Annotated in this window: 15 protein-coding genes; 5 read left to right on the forward strand and 10 right to left on the reverse strand. The window is 70.6% G+C overall.

The window, feature by feature from the left end:
• Positions 1-33 precede the first annotated feature (33 nt).
• Entirely contained in the window at positions 34-1,122 is a 1,089-nt protein-coding gene (gene ligD / locus LR394_RS22085) for a non-homologous end-joining DNA ligase (protein ID WP_231444955.1), read from the forward strand.
• 77 nt (positions 1,123-1,199) lie between these two features.
• On the opposite strand, the gene LR394_RS22090 is transcribed toward ligD, so the two are convergent.
• On the reverse strand, positions 1,200-1,769 hold the full coding sequence (locus LR394_RS22090) for a hypothetical protein (protein WP_231444957.1): 570 nt from the start codon (positions 1,767-1,769) through the stop codon (positions 1,200-1,202).
• 146 nt (positions 1,770-1,915) lie between these two features.
• Between LR394_RS22090 and LR394_RS22095 the strand changes: the two genes are divergently transcribed.
• Together LR394_RS22095 and LR394_RS43105 are read left to right on the forward strand one after the other, a co-directional pair.
• Positions 1,916-3,022, forward strand: a complete 1,107-nt coding sequence (locus LR394_RS22095) for an adenosine deaminase (RefSeq protein ID WP_231444959.1) — start codon at positions 1,916-1,918, stop codon at positions 3,020-3,022.
• Between the two features lie 19 nt (positions 3,023-3,041).
• A complete protein-coding gene (locus LR394_RS43105; protein ID WP_231444961.1) occupies positions 3,042-5,111 on the forward strand; it encodes a tetratricopeptide repeat protein in 2,070 nt (689 codons plus the stop codon).
• Here the strand turns inward: LR394_RS43105 and LR394_RS22105 are convergent.
• The 3 genes from LR394_RS22105 to LR394_RS22115 form a co-directional block, all read right to left on the reverse strand.
• On the reverse strand, positions 5,108-6,811 hold the full coding sequence (locus LR394_RS22105) for a phospho-sugar mutase (RefSeq protein ID WP_231444963.1): 1,704 nt from the start codon (positions 6,809-6,811) through the stop codon (positions 5,108-5,110). The genes LR394_RS43105 and LR394_RS22105 overlap by 4 nt on opposite strands.
• A 188-nt stretch (positions 6,812-6,999) precedes the next feature.
• Positions 7,000-7,845: a purine-nucleoside phosphorylase gene (locus tag LR394_RS22110; RefSeq protein WP_231444965.1), complete on the reverse strand. Its 846-nt coding sequence runs from the start codon at positions 7,843-7,845 to the stop codon at positions 7,000-7,002.
• A gap of 78 nt (positions 7,846-7,923) precedes the next feature.
• Complete coding sequence (locus LR394_RS22115) at positions 7,924-8,400, reverse strand: gamma-glutamylcyclotransferase (protein WP_231444967.1); 477 nt, start codon at positions 8,398-8,400, stop codon at positions 7,924-7,926.
• A 73-nt stretch (positions 8,401-8,473) separates the two neighbouring features.
• On the opposite strand from LR394_RS22115, the gene LR394_RS22120 reads away from it, so the two are divergent.
• The gene (locus LR394_RS22120) at positions 8,474-9,832 is read left to right on the forward strand and encodes an NAD(P)H-quinone dehydrogenase (RefSeq protein WP_331283092.1); all 1,359 of its coding nucleotides are present in this window, start codon (positions 8,474-8,476) and stop codon (positions 9,830-9,832) included.
• Positions 9,833-9,891: 59 nt separating this feature from the next.
• Here the strand turns inward: LR394_RS22120 and LR394_RS22125 are convergent, their stop codons facing one another.
• Positions 9,892-11,628, reverse strand: coding sequence for an acetyl/propionyl/methylcrotonyl-CoA carboxylase subunit alpha (locus LR394_RS22125; RefSeq protein ID WP_407937101.1), 1,737 nt, complete (start codon positions 11,626-11,628; stop codon positions 9,892-9,894).
• Positions 11,629-11,811: 183 nt separating this feature from the next.
• Between LR394_RS22125 and trxA the strand changes: the two genes are divergently transcribed.
• Complete coding sequence (trxA, locus tag LR394_RS22130) at positions 11,812-12,186, forward strand: thioredoxin (protein WP_407937097.1); 375 nt, start codon at positions 11,812-11,814, stop codon at positions 12,184-12,186.
• A gap of 28 nt (positions 12,187-12,214) precedes the next feature.
• Here the strand turns inward: trxA and LR394_RS22135 are convergent, their stop codons facing one another.
• The 5 genes from LR394_RS22135 to LR394_RS22150 all read right to left on the reverse strand — a co-directional run bounded on the left by LR394_RS22135 (position 12,215) and on the right by LR394_RS22150 (position 19,451).
• Positions 12,215-13,966: an endonuclease/exonuclease/phosphatase family protein gene (locus LR394_RS22135; protein ID WP_231444973.1), complete on the reverse strand. Its 1,752-nt coding sequence runs from the start codon at positions 13,964-13,966 to the stop codon at positions 12,215-12,217.
• 60 nt (positions 13,967-14,026) lie between these two features.
• Positions 14,027-16,603, reverse strand: coding sequence for an EAL domain-containing protein (locus tag LR394_RS43110; protein ID WP_231444976.1), 2,577 nt, complete (start codon positions 16,601-16,603; stop codon positions 14,027-14,029).
• Between the two features lie 260 nt (positions 16,604-16,863).
• Positions 16,864-17,538, reverse strand: coding sequence for a Maf family protein (locus LR394_RS22145; protein WP_231444978.1), 675 nt, complete (start codon positions 17,536-17,538; stop codon positions 16,864-16,866).
• A 59-nt stretch (positions 17,539-17,597) separates the two neighbouring features.
• Positions 17,598-17,822 (reverse strand): acyl-CoA carboxylase subunit epsilon, encoded by a 225-nt coding sequence (locus tag LR394_RS43695; protein ID WP_407937098.1) that lies wholly within the window; start codon positions 17,820-17,822, stop codon positions 17,598-17,600.
• A gap of 21 nt (positions 17,823-17,843) precedes the next feature.
• Entirely contained in the window at positions 17,844-19,451 is a 1,608-nt protein-coding gene (locus tag LR394_RS22150; protein ID WP_231444980.1) for an acyl-CoA carboxylase subunit beta, read from the reverse strand.
• Positions 19,452-19,518: the final 67 nt, after the last annotated feature.

Here is a 19,518-nt window from a genome sequence, read left to right on the forward strand (position 1 = left end):
GCGGTCTGCACACTGGACGACGAAGGGACGAAAGTGGCGGCCAAGAGCGCAGCAGTCCAGATCCAGTCGGGGGAACGTTCGGTGCGGCTGTCCAGCCCGGACCGGGTGCTCTGGCCGGAGCCGGGCATCACCAAGCAGGAGCTGGCCGAGTACGTGGTCGCGGTGGGCCCGGCCCTGCTCCGGGCGATCGGGGACCGGCCGGTCTCCCTGGAGCGATTTCCCGAGGGGGTGGACGGCGAACGGTTCTACTCGAAAAATCCTCCCCGCGGCGTACCGGACTATGCCCGTTCGGTGAAGGTGACTTACCCCAGCGGGCGAAGCCACCCTCAGCTGGTCGTGGACGAGGTGGCGACGGCTGTGTGGGCCGTTCAGATGAACACCATCACGTTGCACCCCTGGCCGGTGCGCACGGCCGACACCGACAACCCCGACGAGCTGCGCCTCGACCTCGACCCCCAACCCGGCCGGGACTACGCAGACGCTGTGCAGGCAGCCCTGAAGCTGCGTGACCTCCTGTCCGAGCTGGGCCTGACCGGGTACGTCAAGAGCTCTGGCAACCGGGGCGTGCACGTGTTCACCCCGATCCGCCCCGACCACGAGTTCCTCGACGTGCGGCACGCGGCCATCGGCATCGGCCGCGAGCTGGAACGCCGCGCCCCCGACCTGGTCACCATGTCCTGGTGGAAGGAAGAACGCGGCGAGCGCATCTTCGTCGACTTCAACCAGTGCACCCGCGATCGCACCATGGCCGGCGCCTACAGCCCCCGCCCCCTGCCGCACGCCCCGGTCTCCACTCCGCTGACCTGGGACGAACTACCGGACGTGGACCCCAAAACCCTTACCGTGCGTACTGTTCCCCAGCTGCTGGCCGACCGCGGCGACCCCTGGGAGACAATGCACTCCTCCGCCGGAGACATCGCCCCCGCCCTGGAGTTGTGGCGGCAGGACACCGAGGAACGTGGTCTGGGCGAACTACCCTTCCCGCCCGACTATCCCAAGATGCCCGGCGAACCCAAGCGTGCGCGTCCGTCAGTGTCCCGCGCCGACACCGACGGCATCGCCGACCGCGACTGGTACGCCGACCCCAAACGCTGGAACGGGGACAAACCGAAAGAGAACTGAACTACAAATGAGGGACGGGGTGGGCGCCTGGGTGCCCACCCCGTCCCATTGTTGTGTATGGGTTTTCGGAACGCTCCTCAGTCGTCGGGCCGAAGATCTCCTCCAGGGCCTTCACCTTCCGGGCCGTCCTCCGCCGGCTCCGGTTCACCACTTGGCGCTCCGGTTCGGGCCGCGGCGGCCTCCAGTTCGGTGTCGATCTCGGTCTTGAGAGCGCTGAGTTCCTCGTCGGTGTGCTGCAGTTCCTCCAGCAGCTCGTGCAGTCGCTGCGACAGGTGCCGGGCGCCGACCATCTCGGCCAGCAGCACGGTCTCGTCGATGTTGCGGCCCACGGCGTCCAAGATCGTGGCGGCGGTGGCCAGTTCGTCGGCCATCTCGTCCAGATCCTTGGACTCGTCCGGAGAGGACCGGTTCTTACTGATCCGGCTCCACAGCGGAGCCGTGCGACGCAGGCCGGCCGCGAGCGTCCTCAGTTCTGCAGTGGCTTCTTCGAGCCGGCCGTGCGCCACCGCGTAGCCCTCGGCCAGTGCCTCCCAGCCGTGGTCCATCGAGTCCTCGGACAACGTGGACGTGAGTTTGCGGGCGGCATCGGCCGAGGCACTGTGCCGGACCACGGCGGAGATGACGTCGGCGAGCCCACCTGGTGTCACGGTTCATTTACTACCCGTAATGACCCCAATCGGGCAAGGGGGTGAAGGGAAGGCCAAAGGCACTTGTTCCGCCGGACCAATTACGATCCAGCGGCGGATGGCTGACGTTCGGTTGGTAGACGGTTTCTGGGCTATAAGCTCCTCGGGTGACCGGTCCGATTGACTCCGACAGCCTTGCGCGCGCCCCGAAGGTCCTGCTGCACGACCATCTGGACGGCGGGCTGAGGCCGGCCACGGTTGCCGAGATCGCTGCCGAGATCGGCCATACGCTGCCCGTCCCGGACGTCGCCGAGCTGGGCGAATGGTTCCGCCGCAGCGCCGACTCGGGTTCGCTGGAGCGCTACCTGGAGACGTTCGTGCACACCGTCGCGGTGATGCAGCGCCATGAGGACCTGGTGCGGGTGGCCCGGGAGGCGGCGATCGACCTGGCCGCCGACGGGGTGGTCTACGCCGAGATCCGTTATGCACCCGAGCAGCACCTCGAGGGCGGTCTGAGCCTGGACGAGGTGGTCGCCGCGGTGCAGCAGGGGCTCGCCGAGGGTGAGAAGGAGGCCGCTTCGGCGGGCACTCCGATCCGCACCGGGCAGCTGGTCACCGCGATGCGGCACGCGGCCCGTAGCCGGGAGATCGCCGAGCTGGCCGAACGGCACCGGGACAACGGCGTGGTCGGGTTCGACATCGCCGGGGCCGAGGCCGGGTTCCCGCCCTCGCGGCACCTGGACGCCTTCGGCTACCTGCACGAGGCCAACCTGCACGTGACCATCCACGCCGGTGAGGCCTTCGGCCTGCCCAGCATCTGGGAGGCGGTGCAGGTCTGCGGCACCGACCGGCTCGGCCACGGGGTGCGGATCATGGACGACATCGAGGTGATCGGCGGGAAGGACGAGTACGGCCGCCCCGCCGCGAAGCTCGGCCGCCTGGCCGGCTGGGTGCGCGACAAGCGGATCCCGCTGGAGCTGTGCCCGACCAGCAACGTGCAGACCGGGGCGGCCAGCAGCATCGCCGAGCACCCGATCGGCCTGCTGAAGGACCTGCGCTTCCGGGTCACCGTGAACACCGACAACCGGCTGATGTCCGGCACCTCGATGACCCAGGAGATGACCGGTCTGGTTCAGCAGGGCGGATGGACGCTGGAAGACCTACGATGGGTCACCATTAATGCACTTAAGAGTGCTTTCATCCCGTTCGACGAGAGGCTCGCGCTGATCGAGGGCGTGGTCAAGCCCGGGTACGCCCGGCTAGGCGCAGGCTGAGCTCTAAGGAGGAGTAAGGGTGGCGTACCGGCCGGCTCGCTTCCCGGGCTCCCGGCGGGTGCTCGCCGCGGATGCGGTGGCCCGCTACGACCTGCGCCGGACGATGATGGCCCGGTTGCTGGCGTCCAATCCGGCGTTGTCGCTGCTGGTTCTGGTCGGCGACGTGGAGATGGAGGAGCTGGACCTGGAGCCGCACGGTGGTGCGGAGCAGGTCTCGGCCTCCTTCACGCGCCCCGAGCCGGAGGTGCACGGGCTGGTCATCGTGGGCAGCCTGCAGGTGGACCGCGCGGTGCAGCACCCCCGTTCCGCCTCCGGGCTCTCGCTCTACGTGCTCGGTGACCTGAAGGCGCGCAACGTCGCGATCAGCGGTCTGGAGCTCGTGGTCCGCGGCGATCTGCGGGTTTCCGAGGTTTTCGCCGGCGCCGGCCCCTCCGGCGGAGCCCGCCTGGACGGCGATGTCTCGGCCAAGCTGCTGGTCTCGGACGCGTTTCCGATGCTGGTGGGCGGCGGTCTGAAGGCGCCGGTGCTGGAGAACGGCCGGGCCCGGATCGGGGTGGTCGACGGCCCGACGGTGCGCGAGGCCCGGGGCGAGGTGCCGCCCGCGCTGGTGCTGGACCAGACCGTGCTGGAGGGCAGCGACGAATTCTCCTGGCCCCGGCTGAAGGCCGCGGTCGCGGCGGGCCGGCCCACCCTGACCGCCGACTACCTCACCGGCCGGACCAACCTGGAGTCGATGCGCGAGCTGCGCCGGCTCGAGGCCGAGATCGACACGGTGCTGGCCGAGCACCGCTACGCCCGCGCCGGTGAACTGCTGCGCAAGGCCCGGGCGCTGGGTGCGCCGCGGGCCGAGACCGGGCTGAAGCTGGCCGATGCGATCTACCGGGTGCACCACGGCACCGGCAGCCGCGAAGCCCTGGCCGAAGCGCTCGAGCTGCTCGACGAGGCGCTCGGCCCCAAGCCCGACGCGGCCGCGGTGATGGCTCACCCGCAGGCCCTGCTGCAGCGCGCGGCCATCCTGCTGCAGCTGCGCGAGCACGACGACGAGGCGTTCGAGCAGGCCTGGCGGGACTGCTCGCTGGCCGCGGTGACCATGCCCGCGCAGGAAAGGGCCGGGATCGCCGGCCTGATGGGGCAGTGGTTGTTCACCCGGCACCGCTACGACGAGTGCGTGCCCTACCTGCGCCAGGCGCTGAGCGCCGAGCCCCAGGACGGGGCCCAGCACGGCCGGCTGGCCCGGGCACTGTGGATGCTGGACCGCGAGGCCGAGGCGCTGCCGCACGCCACCCAGTCGCTGGAGCTGAACCCGGCCGACAACCGAATGTGGTACATCCGCGGCAAGTGCCAGCAGGTGCTCGGCGACCCGGACGACGCCCGCCTGGACCTGTCCACCTACCTGGACATGCACCCGGACGACGACCTGGCGGTCGAGGCGCTGATCGTGATCGAGCTGGACGCCGGGCAGACCGACCAGGCGCTGGAGACCGCGCTGCAGTTCATCGAGCAGCACCCCGAGTCCGACGGCGCCCCGGCCCGTTTCGGCCGGCTGCTGCACCTGCGTGGGCGTTACGACCTGGCCGTGCCGCTGCTGCGCCGGGCGATGCAGGTGCAGCCGCACGACAACACGATCGTGCGCGACCTGGCGGTGGCGCTGAACGAGACCGGGCACGACCACACCGGCCTGGACACCGCGCTACGCCGGGTGGAGATCGACCCGGGCGGCGACCACCTGGCCTACCTGCGGGCCGAGGTGAATCTGGCGCTGTCGGACCCGAATGCGGCCGAGGGCGATCTGGAGGAGTACCTGCGTCGTTTTCCCGAGGCGGCCCGGGCTCTGGCGTCGCTGGCCGGGATCCGGCTGCTGCAGCTGCGCCCGGGCGATGCGGAGAAGCTGCTGGCCCAGGCCCGGGAGATCGCGCCGGACGACTACTACATCGAAACCGTGGCGGAGAAGGCCGGTTTCACCAAGCAGATCGACCTGAGCGCAGCCACGGCCGCTCCCGCCCCTGCTGCCGAACCGGCACCGGCAGAGGCGGAGCGGCCGCCCGTCACGCAGTACTCGTTCCGTGACGCGGGATTCCGGCGGAGCTAAATCCCCAGCGCCTGCTGCACGTCGGTGGTGATCCGGGCCAGCCGCTGGGCTGCGGCCAGGCGTGCGGCCGGAACCGAATCGGCCGCCGGGACAACCACTTCCAGGTAGCACTTCAGCTTGGGCTCGGTGCCGCTGGGCCGGATGATCACCCGGTCGCCGTCGGCCGTGCGGTAGCGCAGCCCCGGAGTGCCGGGCAGGCCGTCCACCCCGGCCGACAGGTCCTCAGCCGACTTCACCACACTGCCGGCCAGAGTCGCGGGCGGGCGCTGGGCGATCCGCTCCAGCATCTGCGCGATCTCGCTCAGATCCTCCACCCGCACCGAGAACTGGTCGGTGGCGTGCAGCCCGTGCCGCTTGGCCAGGTCGTCCAGCGCATCCAGCAGAGTGCGCCCCTGACTGCGCAGTTCGGCTGCGTACTCGGCGATCAGCAGGGCCGCGCTGATCCCGTCCTTGTCGCGCACCGCCCCGGGAGCCACGCAATAGCCCAGGGCTTCCTCGTAGGCGTAGGTCAGCTCGGGCACCCGGGCCAGCCATTTGAACCCGGTCAGGGTCTCGCAGTGCCGGGCGCCGTGGGCCAGCGCGATCTGGGCCAGCAGCTGCGAGGAGACGATGGAACTGGCCACCGTGCGCGGCTTGTCGCCCTTACGGCTGAGCAGGTACTCGCCCAGCAGCGCCCCGACCTCGTCCCCGCGCAGCATCCGCCAGTCAGCCTCGAGTGGAACCGCCACCGCGCACCGGTCGGCGTCTGGGTCGTTCGCAATCACCAGGTGGGCGCTGCGTCGGCGGGCCGCAGCCAGCGCCAGGTCCAGGGCACCGGGCTCCTCCGGGTTCGGGAAGCTCACGGTCGGGAAGGCCGCGTCGGGGGCCGCCTGCTCCGCCACCACGTGCAGTTCAGGGAATCCGGCCTGCGCGAAGGCCCGCACCGCGGTGTCACCGCCTACCCCGTGCAGGGGAGTGAGGACGATGTCGATGTCCCGGGCCGCTCCCGGGGTCAGCACCGAACCGACCGAGCTCAGGTACTCGTCCACGATCTCGGGACCGATGTGCTCCCAGCCGTCCAAGGCCATCGGCACGTCGATCGCCGGCAGAACCGCGGCGATCTGGTGGGCGATCAGGTCGTCCGTCGGGGGCACGATCTGCGCGCCGCTGCCGGGCGAGGAGTCGGCCCGGCCACCGAGGTAGACCTTGTAACCGTTGTCCTGCGGCGGGTTGTGGCTCGCCGTCACCATGATCCCCGCGTCGGCCTCCAGCCTGCGCAACGCGAAGGCGAGTACCGGCGTGGGCAACGGCCCGGGCAGCAGCTGGGCCACGCAACCGGCGGCGGTGAGCACCGCGCAGGTGTCGCGGGCGAAGGTGTCGGAGTCGGTGCGGGCGTCGTAACCCACCACCACCCGGGGTGCCCCGGATCTGACCACCTGATTCAGATACGCCGCGATCCCGGCTGCGGCCCGGATGACGACAGCCCGGTTCATCCGGTTCGGCCCGGCCCCCAGTGCGCCCCGCAGACCTGCGGTGCCGAACTGGAGCGAGCCGGAGAAGCGCTGTGCGAGATCGTCGCGCGCCGTTCCGGAGACCGTGGAATCGCCGGAGGTGACCAGCTCGATCAGCCGGTCCACCTCGAGCCGGGTCCGGGGATCGGGGTCCGCGTCCCGCCAATGGGTCGCGCGGTCGACCAGACCCGCGAGCTCGGTTTCGTCCACACCGGAAACTTACCTGGTTGCCACCCGGCGGTTGCATACCGGACGGTTGTTGTGACCGGAACGGCTGAGCTTTCCGGGTGAATGCGGTCAGCTCCGGGTCGGCCGCGGCGCAAACCCGATCTGAACGAAGGACGGGGGTGGTCGCCCGAGGCGACCACCCCCGTCCTCAGTTGTTGCTTGGGTTTTGATCAGAGCTTGCGGACGACCTCGGCCAGCATCGAGCCGACCCGCTGGGCCGCCGCCTTGCCTTCGGCCAGCACCTCTTCGTGGCTCAGCGGCTGGTCCGAGATCCCCGCGGCGAGGTTCGTGACCAGTGAGATACCCAGGATCTCCAGCCCCGCCTCCCGGGCCGCGATGGCCTCCAGAGCGGTCGACATGCCAACCAGGTCGGCGCCCAGGATTCCGGCCATCCGGACCTCGGCCGGGGTCTCGTAGTGCGGCCCCCGGAACTGCGCGTAGACGCCCTCGGGAAGGTCCGGCTGCACTTCGCGGCACACTGCGCGCAGCCGCGAGGAGTACAGGTCGGTCAGGTCGACGAAGGTGGCGCCCTCCAGCGGGCTGTCCCCGGTGAGGTTGATGTGATCGCTGATCAACACCGGCGTACCGGGCGCCCAGTCCGGGTTCAGCCCGCCGCAGCCGTTGGTCAGCACCACCATCGAGCAGCCCGCCGCGGCCGCGGTCCGCACCCCGTGCGCCACCGCCCGCACGCCCTTGCCCTCGTAGTAGTGCGTGCGGCTGCCCAGGATCAGGGCGTGCTTGGGGGCAGCGCCGTCGGCGGCGGCGATCCGCACCGACCGCAGCTGGCCCACGTGACCGGGGACGCCGGAGAGCGAGAAGCCGGGCACCTCGGTGGCGGGGACCTCGGCGATCGTCTCGCCCAGCAGATCGGCGGCCGGGGCCCAGCCCGAGCCGAGCACCAGGGCGACGTCGTGCTTCTCGACGCCGGTCAGTTCGGCCAGCCGCGCGGCTGCGCGGGCGGCCAGCTCCTTGGGGGAGACGTCGCCGGTGTTCGCCGATGCGTGTTCGGGACTCACAGTCGTCCTCTGCTTCTGAAGTTCGGGGGGGGCTTACGGCAGCGCCGCTGCTCGGGTTTCGAGCCGACGCGGGGATGACTACTCGTTCGGGGGAAGGTGCTCGGGCGTGTCGCTGGACTGGCAGGGGCGCGAGCGCAGGTTGTGCACGTAGTCGTCGGGGGCACCGCCGGACTCGGCGGCGTCGGCCAGCATGCCCAGGTAGTGGGCGGCCGGCAGACCCCCTTCGTAGGCGTCCAGGACGTGCACCCAGGCGACCACGTCGCCGTCCAGGGTGTGCACCCGGACATGAATCTTGCGGGACAGCCCGGTGGCCAGGCCCTCCCACTCGTCCAGCGCCTGCTCGTCGCCGGGCGTGACGTCGTAGACGCTGACGTAGACCTGCGAGCCCGGGTCCTCCACCAACGTCGCCAGTGCCCCGTCGATCGCGTTCGGCACCTGGGCGAAGGTGAGGCGCCAGCCGGTGATCCACCCGAGCCCACGCAACGGCGAGTGCGGTGCCCGCAGCGACATCCGCTCCGGGTCGAGGTTCGCGCCGTAGGCGGCGTAGAGATCCATGGGTCACAGGGTAGAGATTCCCGCGCGTCGTCATGCAAACGCCTGGCCTGCCGGTCTGGGGGACAATGGCCGGGTGAGCGCAAAGAGCAGGATTGTCATCGTCGGTGGCGGCCCCGGCGGGTACGAGGCCGCCCTGGTGGCCGCTCAGCTCGGCGCCGATGTCACGGTGGTGGACCGGGACGGCCTGGGCGGCGCCGCCGTGCTGACCGACGTGGTCCCCAGCAAGACGCTGATCGCCACCGCCGATGTGCTGACCACGGTGGGCGGCTCCCGCCAGCTGGGCATCCGGGGCCTCGGCCGGGTGCAGGCCGACCTGGCCGCGGTCAACCGCCGGGTCAAGGGTCTGGCCCGGGCCCAGTCCAAGGACATCCAGCGCCGCCTGGAGGCCGAGGGCGTGCGCATCGTCCAGGGCCACGGGGTACTCGACGGGCCCTCCCGGGTGAAGGTCGGCGACCAGGTCATCGAGGCCGACACGCTGCTGATCTCCACCGGCGCCAGCCCGCGCGAGCTGCCCGACGCGATGCCCGACGGCGAGCGGGTGCTGAACTGGAAGCAGCTGTACGACCTGGAGGAACTGCCGGAGAAGCTGATCGTGGTCGGCTCCGGCGTCACCGGGGCCGAGTTCGCCAGCGCCTACCACGCGCTCGGGGCCGGGGTAGCGCTCGTCTCCAGCCGGGACCGGGTGCTGCCGGGTGAGGACCCGGATGCCGCCGAGGTGCTGGAACACGTGTTCCGGCGCGGGGGTATGGAGGTTCTGTCGCGCTCGCGGGCGCAGAGCGTCAAGCGTACGGACGCCGGTGTGGTGGTCACGCTGTCCGACGGCCGTACGGTCGAGGGCTCGCACTGCCTGATGGCGGTCGGCGCGATCCCGAACACGGCCGGCCTGGGGCTGGAAGAGGCCGGCGTCGAGCTCAGCGCCTCCGGGCACATCGAGGTCGACCGGGTCTCGCGGACGTCGGTACGGGGGATCTACGCGGCGGGGGACTGCACCGGTGTGTTCCCCCTGGCCTCGGTAGCGGCGATGCAGGGCCGCAAGGCGATGTGGCACTCGCTGGGCGACGCGGTCTCCCCGCTGGAACTGCGCCTGGTCAGCTCCAACGTGTTCACCTCACCCGAGATCGCCACCGTCGGGGTGACCCAGACCCAGGTCGACGAGGGACTGGAGGCGGTGGCGGTGAAGCTGCCGCTGGCCACCAACCCCCGGGCCAAGATGCAGGGTATTCACGACGGTTTCGTGAAGCTGTTCGCCTCGCCGTCGGGCCGGGTGCTCGGCGGCACGGTGGTCGCGCCCCGCGCCTCCGAGCTGATTCACCCGATCACGCTGGCGGTTTCGGCCCGCCTGACGGTGGACGAGGTGGCGGCGGTGTTCACCGTCTACCCCTCGATCTCCGGGTCGGTGGCCGAGGCGGCGCGGCAGTTGCACATCAGCTGACTACCGATTGAGGACGTTGTGGGCACCCGGGTGCCCACAACGTCCTTTGGTTCGGTGGTTCAGTCCTTCAGTTCACAGATGGTCGCCCCGGAAGTGACGGTCTGGCCGAGCGCCGCGGACAACCCGGTCACCGTGCCGGCCTTGTGCGCGGTGAGCGGCTGCTCCATCTTCATCGCCTCCAGCACCACCACCAGATCACCGGCCTCCAGACGCTGGCCCTCCTCGACCGCGACCTTGACGATGGTGCCCTGCATCGGCGAGGTGAGGGCGTCGCCACTGATCGCGGCGGCCTTGCTCTTGGTGCGACGAGGGGCTTTCTTGGCGGGTTTGGTGCTGCTCGAGCCCAGTCCGCCGGGGAGAACGACTTCCAGGCGTTTGCCGCCGACTTCAACGACGATGCGCTCGCGGGACTCCTCCTCGGTACTTTCGGCGGCCGCTCCGGACCAGGGCTCGATGGTGTTCTCGAACTCGGTCTCGATCCAGCGGGTGTGCACGCGGAAAGGCTCGTCGGTGAACGCCGGATCGCTGACCACCGCGCGGTGGAAGGGGAGCACGGTGGGCAGACCTTCGACGACGAACTCGGCCAGGGCGCGGCGGGAACGCTCCAGCGCCTGCTGCCGGGTGGCGCCGGTGACGATCAGCTTGGCGAGCATCGAGTCGAAGCCACCGCCGATCACTGAACCGTTGACCACGCCGGAGTCCAGCCGAACGCCTGGGCCGGAAGGGGTTTCGTAGCGGGTGACGGTTCCGGGCTGGGGTAGAAAGTTGCGCCCCGCATCTTCGCCGTTGATCCGGAACTCGATGGAATGCCCGTGCACCGGTGGGTCGTCGTACCCCAGCGGTTCGCCCGCGGCGATGCGCAACTGCTCGCGCACCAGGTCCAGCCGGGTCACTTCCTCGCTGACCGGATGTTCCACCTGCAGGCGGGTATTCACCTCCAGGAAGGAGATGGTGCCGTCCGGCCCGACCAGGAACTCGCAGGTGCCCGCGCCGACGTACCCCGCCTCGCTCAGGATGGCCTTGGACGCGCGGTAGAGCTCCGCGGTCTGTTCCTGGCTGAGGAAGGGGGCAGGGGCTTCCTCGACGAGTTTCTGGTTGCGGCGCTGCAGTGAGCAGTCCCGGGTGGAGACGACCACTACCTTGCCGTGTTCATCGGCCAGGCACTGGGTTTCGACGTGCCGGGGCCGGTCCAGAAAGCGCTCGACGAAGCACTCGCCCCGGCCGAACGCGGCAACCGCCTCGCGGGTGGCCGAGTCGAACAGTTCGGGGATCTCCTCGATGGTGCGGGCCACCTTCAGGCCGCGCCCGCCACCGCCGTACGCCGCCTTGATCGCGACCGGAAGACCGTGCTGCTCGGCAAAGGTCACGATTTCGTCGGCACCGGCCACCGGGTCTTTCGTCCCGGGGACGAGTGGGGCGCCGGCCCGCTGGGCGATGTGCCGGGCCTTCACCTTGTCGCCCAGCGCATCGATCGCGGCCGGGGGAGGGCCGATCCAGGTCAGTCCGGCGGCCAGGACGGCGGTGGCGAAGTCGGCGTTCTCGGCCAGGAACCCGTACCCCGGGTGCACGGCGTCGGCTCCGGAGCGGGCCGCGACCGACAGGAGTTTGTCCACCACCAGGTACGACTCGGCGGCGGAGGTGCCGTCCAGGGAGTAGGCCTCGTCGGCGACGGTGACGTGCAGGGCGTCCCGGTCGGGTTCGGCGTAGACAGCTACCGAAGCGATGCCCGCGTCCCGGCAGGCCCGGGCGATGCGCACCGCGATCTCGCCGCGGTTGGCGATGAGAACCTTGCTGATCCGCCGGGCCGAGCCCGGTTCGGGGGACGTCGTCGTCATCTCGCTCCTCTCGCTCTTGTCGGAGAGTATCCCCGGGCCCTTAGGCCTGGTCGGCGAGCAGCGTGACACGGGCCACGTTGACCGGCCGGAGAACGGGTTGCCGGGAGCGGGAATGCGCTGCGGCGGAAATTCGCTGGACAGCCCGTGGCTACTATGACGATGACCCTGGACAACCATGACGAAACGGTCAAGGACGGCATCGTCCTGATCGATTTCTGGGCCGAGTGGTGCGGTCCGTGCAAGCGCTTCGGCCCGGTCTTCGAGAAGGTCTCCGCGGCCAACGAGGACGCGGTCTTCGCCAAGGTCGACACCGAGGACCAGCAGGAACTCGCCGCCAAGTACGGCGTCACCTCGATCCCGACCCTGGTGATCTACCGCGACGGCATCCCGGTCTTCGGCCAGCCCGGCGCGCTGCCGGAGTCGGCGCTGACCGACGTGCTGGGCCAGGTGCGCGAGCTCGACATGGAGCAGACCCGCGCCCAGTACGAGGAGCAGCTGAAGGAAGCCGGCCGCGCCTGATCGCCTTCTTGGGTGCCGGCGGGCTGGATCAGCCCGTCGGCACTTCCAGCGAGACCACCAGGGCCCGGTGCGAGGACCCGGCGATGTCCACCGCGGCGGTCGAGCTCACCCCGATGCCCTGATCCACCAGCAGGTGATCGGCCGGGGTGACCGGCAGCGGTGACCAGGCCGGCCAGGTGGGGCGCAGGCCCTTGCCGGCCACGTCGGCCGCATCCTCCCAGCCCGCCTTCTCCAGCGCCCGGAAGGCCGGCTGCCAGGGCGAGGCGTTCAGGTCGCCGACCAGGAACGAACCGGTGTCGGCGCCCTCCACGTTCTGCTGGGCCAGCAGGCTCATGTCATTGCGCCAGGCCGCGCCCGGCATCAGCGTTCCGCCCGGCATCTGCGCAATCGTCATGCCGACCCGCGACGAGCCGGCCTGCAGCACGCCGGACGCCGCAGGCTTGCTGAAGCCCTCCAGCTCGGTCAGGTCCGAGACCGCCAGCCGGCTCCAGATCCCGATGCCGTTGCTGCCGGCGCTGCCCACCTGCACGATGCCCTGGGCCGGAGCCTGCTGGTCCAGCCCGGCCACGGTGAGGTCGTGGGCGAGCGTGGTGTTGAGCCCGGTGACGATGACGACGTCGGCCGCGTACTCGCGCGCGGTCTCGGTGATCGAATCGGCGTCGGCCGCGCCGTGCGACCCCTCCACCGTCAGCACCCGGACCATCGAGAGGTCTCCCGGGGGCGAATCCCTCGACGAGGCGTAGCCGACCACCATGGCCCAGGGCAGCAGCGCCGCCACCGCGGTGATACCGGTCGAGACCCAGTGCTTACCGCTGAGGCCGAACGCGATCACCGGCAGGGAGCAGATCGTGACCAGAGGGACGATCGCCGAGGGCAGGGTGAACAACGGCGAGGCGGAGTCGACGAACATCGTGGCGCTCCAGAGCACCAGAAGCAGGGAGACGCCGAACAGCCAGACCGCGGTGCGGCGGCGCTTGCGGGGGTCGGCCTGCTTACGCGGTTCGGGCTCCTCCTCTTCGTACTCGTCCTCGAAGGCGTCGTAGAGCTCTTCTGCTTCTTCGTCGGGGGAGGGACGCAGACGGTCGCCCCGGTCACGGCGGGCCGAGTTCGGGGGCATGCCGGCGGAGCGCAGGGCGCTTTCCCGAATTTGGGCAAGCGGCGGGGCCGGCTCGTCCGCCTCGGGCTGATCCGGCTTCGGGCTGGTCCTGGTGGCGCTTCGGAAACCGCCGCGCTGACCGTCAGCCTTGCTCTCGGGCTGGTTGCCGGGTTTGCGGACGCCGGCGAACGGGGTGGGCCGTACCGGGAAGCGCTCTTCCAGCGGTCCTCGTTCGGGCCGTTCCGGGGCCCGGGGTTGCTGCGGTTCCGGTTCGTCCCACGGGCGCGGGGCCTGCTTCTTGGCCGGTGCACTCGGGGGCTGCGGGTTCTGCCGGGCCTGGGGCTGCTGGGGTTGCGGGCCGCTGGAGTCGGCGGGCTGGTCGAACCAGGAACCGCTGCGTTTCGCGCGCGCCGTCGAGGGGCCGGGCCGATCCTGCGGCACCGGCTGGGTGCTCTGCGGGCCGGTCTGCTGCCGCTCCGGTTGCGGTCGATCCGGCGGGGCCTGGCCGGGGGTGAAGGCGGGCTGCCCCGGCTGGGTCGGGTGCTCGCCAGTGCGGCCGCGCTCGGCCTCGCGTTCGGCCGCCTCGCGTTCGGCCCGCAGCTCGCGACGGGTCTTGCGGGTCTGCGGTGCGGTGCCGGTCTCCGGGCCGCGGCCTGACCCGCGTTCAGATGAGCGGCCGTCCATGGGATCAGAAGTTATCGCAGTCAGCTGTCGGAAACCGCGCCTGCACACGACGCGGGTAGTTCAGGGCAGTTTCCGGCGTTCGGCGGGCACCGCGCGCAGCCGCTCCAGGAACTCCGGCGCCGTCGTCGCCGCCCCGTAGACCAGGCCCTGCCCCACGTCGCAGCCCAGGTCGGCGAGCCGATCGGCGCTCGCCCGGTCCTCGATGCCCTCGGCCACCACCCGGGCGTCCAGGCCGTGCGCCAGGGCGATGGTGTGCTGCACCACGAGTTCGGTGTTCGGCCGGGCCAGGTCGGCCACGAACATCCGGTCCAGCTTCACCTCGTCCACCGGAAGCTGGCTGAGGTACCCGAGCGAGGAGTACCCGGTGCCGAAGTCGTCGATCGACACCGACAGCCCGTCCGCCCGCCAGCGGCTCAGCAGTTTCGCCGCCGCCTCCGGGTCGGTCAGCAGCTGCTGCTCGGTGATCTCCACCCGCAGCGCGGCCGCGGGCAGCGACTGCCGGTGCAGCGCGGCCCAGACCCGGCCGGGCAGTTCCTCGTCACGCAGGTCGTCGGCATCCAGATTCACGCTCACCGGCACCAGGTGCCCGGCCTGCCACCAGGACGCACAGGCCTCCAGCGCCCGGTCGAGCAGCAGCGCCGTCATCGGCCGGGCCAGACCGGTGCGCTGGGCCAGCGGCAGGAAGGCCGCGGGCAGCAGCACGCCGTCGTGCGGGTGCCGCCAGCGGGCCAGGGCCTCGGCGCCGACGATCTGGCCGGTCCGCAGATCTACCTGGGGCTGCACATGCACCTCGATATCGCCCCGGGCCAGCGCCTGGCGCAGCTCCCCGGTGCGGCGCATCCGTTCGCTGCCGTCGTCCGCCTGCGGGTCGTAGAGCGCATGACCGGAGCGCGAGCGCTGGGCGTGATGCAGGGCCACGTCGGCCCGGCGCAACAGATCGCTGCCCGCGTTCTCGACCACCTGCGCAAACCCTTCGGGGGCGGGGGAGTCGTCCTTTGCTCTGAGGTCGACGCTGCCCCCTGGCCTGCCACCGACGTCCGTTGCCGGAAAGTCGCCGGTGCCCCGCGAGCCTGCCGCCGCGTCCATCGGTCTGCTCTGGTCGACGGCCGGGCTGGTCGCGATCCCGATGCTGGCCGCCACGTGCAGCCGCGAACCACCCACGTCGAACGGCTCCCGCAACGCCTCGCGCAGGCTGAGCGCGGTCTGCTGCGCCTGAACCTGGTCCGCGCCGGGCAGCAGCACGGCGAACTCGTCGCTGCCCAGCCGGGCCAGCATCTGCTCCGGCCGCAGCACCGACCGCAGCCGAGCTCCGACCGCGGTGAGCAGCCGGTCCCCGGCCTCGTGGCCCAGCGCCTCGTTCACGTCCTTGAAGTTGTCCAGGTCCACCAGCAGCAGCCCGGTGCCCAGCCGTCCGGTCCGGGCGTGATCGGCCCCCGCCTCCGGATCGGCCAGTGCCTCGGCCAGGGCCCAGCGGTTGGCCAGACCGGTCAGCGCATCGGTGCTCGAGCGGGGTGGCTGCGCCAGGTTGCGCTCGCGGTCGGCGCGCAGCACCTCGCGCGTCCGGAAAACGGCCGCGACCAGGCAGGTCAACGCGATACCAGCCCCGATCCGCGGGGCCTGCGGCACCACCAGCGACACCGCCACCAGCACCGCGCAACCGGCCACCAGCATCGCCGCCGGGCCATCGCCGCGAGGTCCGGGCAGCAGGCGGGGCAGACCGGACGAACGCAGCAGCCAGCTGCCCCGGACCTCGCCCGGCCCGGCGCCGGCGCCCCAGCCGACCGTGGCGTGGCCGAGCAGAGCCAGCAGCCCGGCCCAGGCCGGAGCACTGGTAGCCGGATCCAGCGCACTGACCAGCGCGGGCCCACCGCTGACCCGGAAGGTGAGCAGATCGGCCACCGTGACGGCGATCAGGCCGACCGCCAGCCAGTGCAGCTGCGAGCGCAACGGCCGGCTGGCCGCGGCCATGGTGGTGACCGCCAGAACGAACACCACCACGTCCACCAGGAGCGGGAACCAGGAGGTGGGCAGCAGCGGCCCGTCCAGCGAGGCCCGGGTGCGGTACATCAGCACCAGCTCCAGCGCCATCACCCCGATCGCGGTGGCACCGGTGATCACCACCGTCGCGTCCAGGCCGTCGCTGCGGGCCCAGCGGGGGGACCGGCCTCGCAGCAGCATCACCACGCCGGTGACCTGGCCGATCCGGGCGAGCGTGACCGCGGTCAGGATCACGACCGAGTCGCTGTGGTCGGACCAGGCCCACCAGCCCACCGCCGCGGCGGTCACCGCGTAACTGGTGCTGAGCACCCACCAGGCCCGGGCCACGACCGGCGAGACCACCTCGTGGCGGGCCGAGCGCAGCAGCGAGAGGGCGGTGCCGAACAGGACGAGCGGCGCCGCCACGGCCAGCACGTCCCGCGGGTCGGGCGGGGCGATCGGGACGGCCGCCACGGTGACCGCGACGATCGCCGCCACCTGGAAAAGCGAGAGCGCCGGACCCCAGCGGCGCGGCCTTCTCGGCCGGCCGGTGACCGTACCGGCCGGAAACCCAGCCTCTTCGGGCATATCGTCGCGCACCGTGACATCGCTGTCAGCCGAAGTGGGGACGTCGTCCTCGGGGGTGGACGGTCGGGGCACGGGTGCAATGCCGGTTCGGCCCGGATCCGGGCCGGGCTCCCCCGAGCTCTCCGAAGACCCGCTCTGACCTGGTATTTCGCGGTCGGAGGGGAGATAATCGACGATTTTTGGCACGGCGACCGAGCGGCTGCCGCCCGATCTGATCACGCCCATGCGAACAGTGTTGGCCGTCACAGCAACCCCGGCAACCGAAACGGTTAGATGCCACCAAGCGGTGTCACAATGAACATTCGGTCACCGTGAGTTGCTGTATCGATTTGTCAGTCCTGTCCCGGAGTCCACAGCGATGTCCAGGACACGCCCAGCTCCTTGGCCAGATCGCGCACCAGCGGCAGCGACACCCCGACCACCCCGTGGAAGTCGCCCTCGATCCCGGTGACGAAGGCCCCGCCGAGCCCGTCCACGGTGAACGCCCCGGCCACCGCCAGCGGCTCGCCGGTGGCCACGTAGGCCTCGATCTCGGCATCGCTCAGCTTGGCGAAGTGCACCGTGGTCACCGAGACCGCGCCCAGCGTGCCCCCGGTGCCGCCCTCGTCCGGATCGCGCAGGTCGATCAGCCAGTGCCCGGTGCACAGCTTGCCGCTGCGCCCACGCATGTCCTTCCAGCGCTGCACCGCGTCGGCCGCGTCGGCGGGCTTGCCCAGCGCCACCCCGTCCAGGTCCAGTACCGAGTCACAGCCGAGCACCAGGCCCAGTTCGAGGTCGTCCGCTTCCGACTCCTCGTACTCGCGCTGGAAGGAACTGGCCACGTCCTCGGCCTTCGCCTTGGCCAGCAGCAGGGCCACGTCCTCCGGGTCGCTCACCCCGAAGCGCTCAAGGACGGCCGGTTCGTCGACCGAGGAGACGCGCACGGTGGGCTCGATGCCGGCCGAGCGAAGGGTGGAGAGGCGGGCCGGGGAGGCGGAGGCCAGAACCAGGGGGAGATGAGTGCTCACGGCGGACCAGTGAAGCAGCCGAACCGGGGTCACTCTGACCCGGCACTCCGGTCAGAGCGTCAGCGCGCCCAGCCTGAAGCTCGCCAGGCCCCCGGCCCGGGTGCAATCGGCCGTCGCACCAAAGACTCCCGGTTCACCCAAGCCGAACTCGCCCGCCGATCCGGGCTCCCCGCGTCCTCAATCGGCCCCACGGAAGCAAGAACCGCCAGGAGCGCCGCAATCTCCTCAGCCGAAGCGTCTCCCCGCACCACCCGCAAAACCGGCTGGCCCTCGTCCTCAGGCATGCAGTTCCCCTCTCGCAGCTTTCACAACGGGATGTTGCCGTGCTTCTTGGGCAGCGACTGCTCGCGCTTGGTTCGCAACGCCCGCAGCGCCCGCACCACGTGCTCCCGGGTCTGCGAAGGCTGGATCACCGCGTCGACGTACCCCCGTTCGGCCGCCACGTAGGGGTTGGCCAGCGTGTCCTCGTACTCGGTGACGAACGACTGCCGGGCCGCCTCGACGTCCCCGCCCTCGCTCATCACCTTCTTGATCTCGTTGCGGTACAGGATGTTCACCGCCCCCTGCGCCCCCATCACCGCGATCTGCGCGGTCGGCCAGGCGAGGTTGATGTCCGCGCCCAGGTGCTTGGAACCCATCACGTCGTACGCGCCGCCGTAGGCCTTACGGGTGATCACGGTGACCAGGGGCACCGTGGCCTCGGCGTAGGCGTAGATCAGCTTGGCGCCGCGCCGGATGATCCCGTTCCACTCCTGATCGGTCCCCGGCAGGAATCCCGGCACGTCGACCAGGGTGAGCACCGGGATGTTGAACGCGTCGCAGGTACGGACGAAGCGGGCGGCCTTCTCAGAGGCATTGATGTCCAGGCAGCCGGCGAACTGCATGGGCTGGTTGGCGACCACCCCGACGGGCGCGCCCTCGACCCGTCCGAAACCGACCACGATGTTCGGCGCGAACAGGGCGTGCACCTCGAGGAATTCGCCTTCGTCGAGCAGATGCTCGATCACCGTGCGCATGTCGTACGGCTGGTTCGCCGAGTCTGGGATGAAGGTGTCCAGCGCTTCGTCCGGCTCGAAACCGGGGGCTTCGGGCGATATCGGGGGGTCGGACAAATTGTTGTCAGGGAGGTAGGAGATCAAGGTACGGACGTACTCCAGTGCGTCGGCCTCGTCCGTACCTAGGTAGTGCGCATTGCCCGAGAGGGTGTTGTGCGTGCGTGCGCCGCCCAGTTCCTCGAACGTGACCTCTTCGCCGGTGACCGTACGGATCACGTCTGGGCCGGTGATGAACATGTGCGAGGTCTGGTCGACCATCACCACGAAGTCGGTGAGCGCCGGGCCGTACACATGCCCGCCGGCGGCAGCGCCCATGATCAGGGAGATCTGCGGGATCACCCCGGAGGCCTTGACGTGACGGGCAAAGATCTCGGCGTAAAGGCCGAGCGAGACCACGCCCTCCTGGATCCGCGCCCCGCCGCCCTCGTTGATCCCGATCAGCGGAACCCCGGTCTTGATGGCGAGATCCTGCACCTTGACGATCTTCTCGCCGTAGACCTCACCCAGTGCCCCGCCGTACACCGTCGCGTCCTGGCTGAACACGCACACCTGGCGGCCGTCGATGGTGCCGTACCCAGTGATCACGCCGTCGCCGTAGGGCCGTTTCTGCTCCATGCCGAACGCGGTTGAGCGGTGCCGGGCGAGTTCGTCCAGTTCTACGAACGAACCAGGGTCGAGCAAGGCGTCCAGGCGCTCGCGGGCGGTCTGCTTCCCCTTCGCGTGCTGCTTCTCCACGGCACGTTCGGAACCGGCGTGCAGGGCAGCGTCTACCCGGCGGTGGAAGTCGGCGAGTTTGCCCGCGGTGGTGTGCAGATCCGCCGGCACCTCGGTACCGCCGCTGGAGACTGGTTCCGACATCACGTGACTCCTATGTCGTGAGGCTGGACGGGAGCGAGACTAGTCGGCAGGGGAGCCGTTCACCCGG

This window comes from Kineosporia babensis (genome assembly GCF_021129305.1).
Lineage (GTDB): Bacteria > Actinomycetota > Actinomycetes > Actinomycetales > Kineosporiaceae > Kineosporia > Kineosporia babensis.